This is a genomic window from Ornithinibacter sp. (genome assembly GCF_035443565.1).
Lineage (GTDB): Bacteria > Actinomycetota > Actinomycetes > Actinomycetales > Dermatophilaceae > Fodinibacter.
The window spans coordinates 6,790-10,061 of the sequence record NZ_DAORSO010000091.1 but is presented as its reverse complement, the minus strand read 5'-3'; the positions used below and the strand labels follow the sequence as shown (position 1 = coordinate 10,061).

Below are 3,272 nucleotides of genomic sequence, written 5' to 3'. Positions count from 1 at the left end.
GCGCCGTCGAGCTCGGAGTCGAGGAGGCGGCCGTCGTGGAAGGCCTGGAACGCCGAGCCCACACCGACGGTGTCCTCGAACGGGGCGGCGCCCGCGACCTTGAGCACCTTGACGCCGTCCTCACGGGCCCACTGGGCGCCACGGGGGGAGCCGCTGGCGCCGATGACGGCAGCGGGCTTGCCCGCGATCGCGGCAGCACCGCGCGGGCGGGAGACCCAGTCGACGGCGTTCTTGAGCACTCCGGGCAGCGAGCCGTTGTACTCGGGGGAGACCAGGAGCACGGCATCCGCGTCGGCGACGGCTTCACGCAGGTCGCGGGCGACCTCGGGGAGGGAGTCGTCGTGGTCGAGGTCCTCGCTGTAGTGCGGGAGATCGGCCAGTCGGGCGAAGACGGTGCCGTCGACCCCGGCCGGCAGGTGCGCGATGGCGGCGTCGGCGAGCTGGGCGTTGGTGGAGCCGGCGCGCAGGCTGCCGACGAGAACGAGGACGTGAGGGCTCATAGGTGCTTGAACCAACAACTATCTACGCGTATTCCGTGCAGCCTCGTCTGAAGTCAGGCCGACCAGGTGGGCTGCTCGACGGTGCCGTGCTGCACGCACGTCGCCGTCCATGCACCCGGCGTGACCTGTACCTTCATCCGGCGGCGACAGTGCGCGCAGAACCGCGGGGGCTCGAGTTCGGCCCGGCGGTCGCACGAGGCGTGGGCGTCAGCGGGCGCCGGAGTGTCCCCACCCGGCGCGGCACCAGAGTCGGCGCTCGACCGCGCCTCCATGGCGAGACCGCACTGACCGCACCACGCACCCGGGTGAGCGGCGCGCGACACCGGTCCCACGGCATCCGACCCGTTCGTCACGAAGACCACCCCACGCCCGACCCGAGAATCAGAACGTGTCGTTGAGGGCCTTGATCGGCATCTCGAGCTCGTCGAGCAGCGCGAGGTCCTCGCGCGGGTCGCGGCCGAGCGTCGTGAGGTAGTTGCCGACGATGACGGCGTTGATGCCGCCGAGCAGCCCTTCGCGGGTGCCGAGGTCGCCCAGGGTCAGCTCGCGGCCGCCGGCGTAACGCAGGATCGTGCGCGGCAGGGCGAGCCGGAACGCGGCGATGGTGCGCAGGGCGTCGCCGGTCTCCATCGGCTCGAGGTCGCCGAAGGGCGTGCCCGGCCGCGGGTTGAGGAAGTTCAGCGGCACCTCGTGCGGCTCGAGCTCGCTGAGCTGTGCGGCGAGCTCGGCCCGCTGCTCGAGGGTCTCGCCCATGCCGACGAGCCCGCCGCAGCACAGCTCCATGCCGGACTCCTTGACCATGAGGCAGGTGTCCCAGCGCTCCTCGAACGAGTGCGTCGTCACGACCTGGGGAAAGTACGAACGGCCGGCCTCGAGGTTGTGGTTGTAGCGGTGCACGCCCATGTCGACGAGGTCGGCGACCTGCTCGCGCGACAGCATCCCGAGCGACGCGGCGACGTTGATGTCGACGGCGGCGCGGATGGCGGCCACGCCCTCGCGCATCTGCTCCATGAGCTTGTCGTCGGGGCCGCGCACGGCGGCGACGATGCAGAACTCGCTGGCGCCCGTGGCTGCGGTGGCCTTGGCGGCACGCACGAGCTCGGGGATGTTCAGCCAGACCGAACGCACCGGGCTCGTGAACTGCCCACTCTGGGAACAGAAGTGGCAGTCCTCCGGGCAGCCGCCGGTCTTCAGCGACACGATGCCCTCGACCTCGACCGATGGTCCCTGGTACTTCAGGCGCACCTCGTGGGCGAGCGCCAGCAGGGCCTGCAACTGGTCGTCGCCGGTGCGCAGCACCTGCTCGATCTGCCCCTGGGTCAGCGGCACGCCCCGCTCGAGCACCTGCTCGCGTGCCACGTCGAGGATGTCGGTCCCGGTCACCTGTGCGGTCATGGCGCCGATTGTTCCGCATGCAGCCTTGCGTCCGGCAGGTTGGGTGCCAGAACGACCACCCTGCAGGACGCTGCGGTGGTGGGTCAGGCGGTCACTGCATGAACTGGCCGAGCATCCCGCCGGGTGTCTGGCCCCCGCTCTGGTGGCCGCCCTGAGGCACCGACTCGCTGGGCTGCACCAGCACGTACCCCTGCCCGCCGAACGCCATCTGCAGCAGCTCGCCGGTGCCGCCGCGGATCATCGACCCGAGCCCCCCGGTGTCGACCCGGATGTCCATCGACACCCCGGACGTCCACAGCACGACGGCCTGCGCGTCGGCGAACGTCGGCGACGACGCGACGTCGAGGGCGATCGGGTCACCCTTGGTCGTCACCGCGACGTACCCGGTGCCGCGCAGGGACACGTTGTACAGCCCGCCGGTCATCGTGGCGCCGCGGGCCTGGATGCGGTGGATGTCCCACTGGATGGAGTTGGAGAAGGCCAGCACGTTGGCCCCGTTGACCGACAGGGCGTCGTTCTCGAGGTACATGATCTGGATCTCGGAGGCCTCGTCAGCGACGAACAGCTCGCCGCTGCCCGAACACTGCATCATCTTCACGCCCTCGCCGGTCGCAGCGGCCTTGAGCATCTTGCCGAACCCGCCCGAGCCCTTGTTCACGAAGCGCACGTCCCCCTGGTAGGCGACCATCGAGCCGGTGCGGGCCCAGACCTCGCCGTAGCGCATGTCGATGCGCAGCAGCTTCTTGTTCTGCAGCGCGAAGGGGTCCTGGGTCTCCTTCTCCTTGAACTCGTGGAACAAGGACCCGTGAATCGTCATCGCCGCTGCCACCTTCCGTGTCGTGTCCCGGCCCCTCGCTCGAGATCACCCCCCACGCTATGCGCGAACCCGGGTGCGGTCCTAGTGTTCAGAGCAGGATTCAGGTCCACATCAGGGAGGTTCCCCATGAGTTTCTTCGAGCGAGCCAAGGCCGCGGCCAACGACCTGGCGGCGAAGGCTGATGCCGAGATGAGGAAGGCCGGCATCAGCACCCCCGGCGGTGTGCCCGGCACCGGTGGTTTTGGCGGGGGAGGCGCCGCGTCGGCTGGTGGCGACCGGGCCCTGCGTGATCTCGGGGTGCTGACCTACCTCGAGGCGACAGGGCGGCCGTCGTCGGCGCAGGACCGTGACCGGGTTCTCGCTGCCCTGCGCGACCTCGAGGCGTCCGGCCAGCTCGGCTCGCTGACCCTGTCCGCCGCGCCTCCGCCCCCTCCGGGCGCTCAGGCAGGCCCCCCGCCTCCGCCCGGTGCCGCGGCAGCGGCCGCCGGGTCTGCGCCCCCGCCACCGCCACCGCCACCGCCGTCGGATGCCGGGAGCCCGCCTCCGCCGCCGCCCCCACC

4 protein-coding genes and 1 pseudogene are annotated in these 3,272 nt (G+C 71.0%); 1 reads left to right on the top strand and 4 read right to left on the bottom strand.

Going from position 1 to position 3,272, the window contains the following annotated elements:
- The 4 genes from PLL68_RS10110 to PLL68_RS10100 all read right to left on the bottom strand — a co-directional run.
- On the bottom strand, positions 1-500 hold a 500-nt coding region (locus tag PLL68_RS10110), incomplete at its 3' end, for an NADPH-dependent FMN reductase (protein WP_324533701.1).
- Between the two features lie 53 nt (positions 501-553).
- Positions 554-772, bottom strand: coding sequence for a biotin synthase auxiliary protein BsaP (gene bsaP, locus PLL68_RS15880; RefSeq protein WP_502910694.1), 219 nt, complete (start codon positions 770-772; stop codon positions 554-556).
- A 109-nt stretch (positions 773-881) separates the two neighbouring features.
- Positions 882-1,895, bottom strand: coding sequence for a biotin synthase BioB (bioB, locus tag PLL68_RS10105; protein ID WP_324533699.1), 1,014 nt, complete (start codon positions 1,893-1,895; stop codon positions 882-884).
- A 91-nt stretch (positions 1,896-1,986) separates the two neighbouring features.
- Positions 1,987-2,712, bottom strand: coding sequence for an AIM24 family protein (locus PLL68_RS10100; RefSeq protein WP_324533697.1), 726 nt, complete (start codon positions 2,710-2,712; stop codon positions 1,987-1,989).
- Positions 2,713-2,838: 126 nt separating this feature from the next.
- On the opposite strand from PLL68_RS10100, the pseudogene PLL68_RS10095 reads away from it, so the two are divergent.
- A pseudogene (locus tag PLL68_RS10095) lies at positions 2,839-3,272 on the top strand (hypothetical protein); the annotation flags it as partial.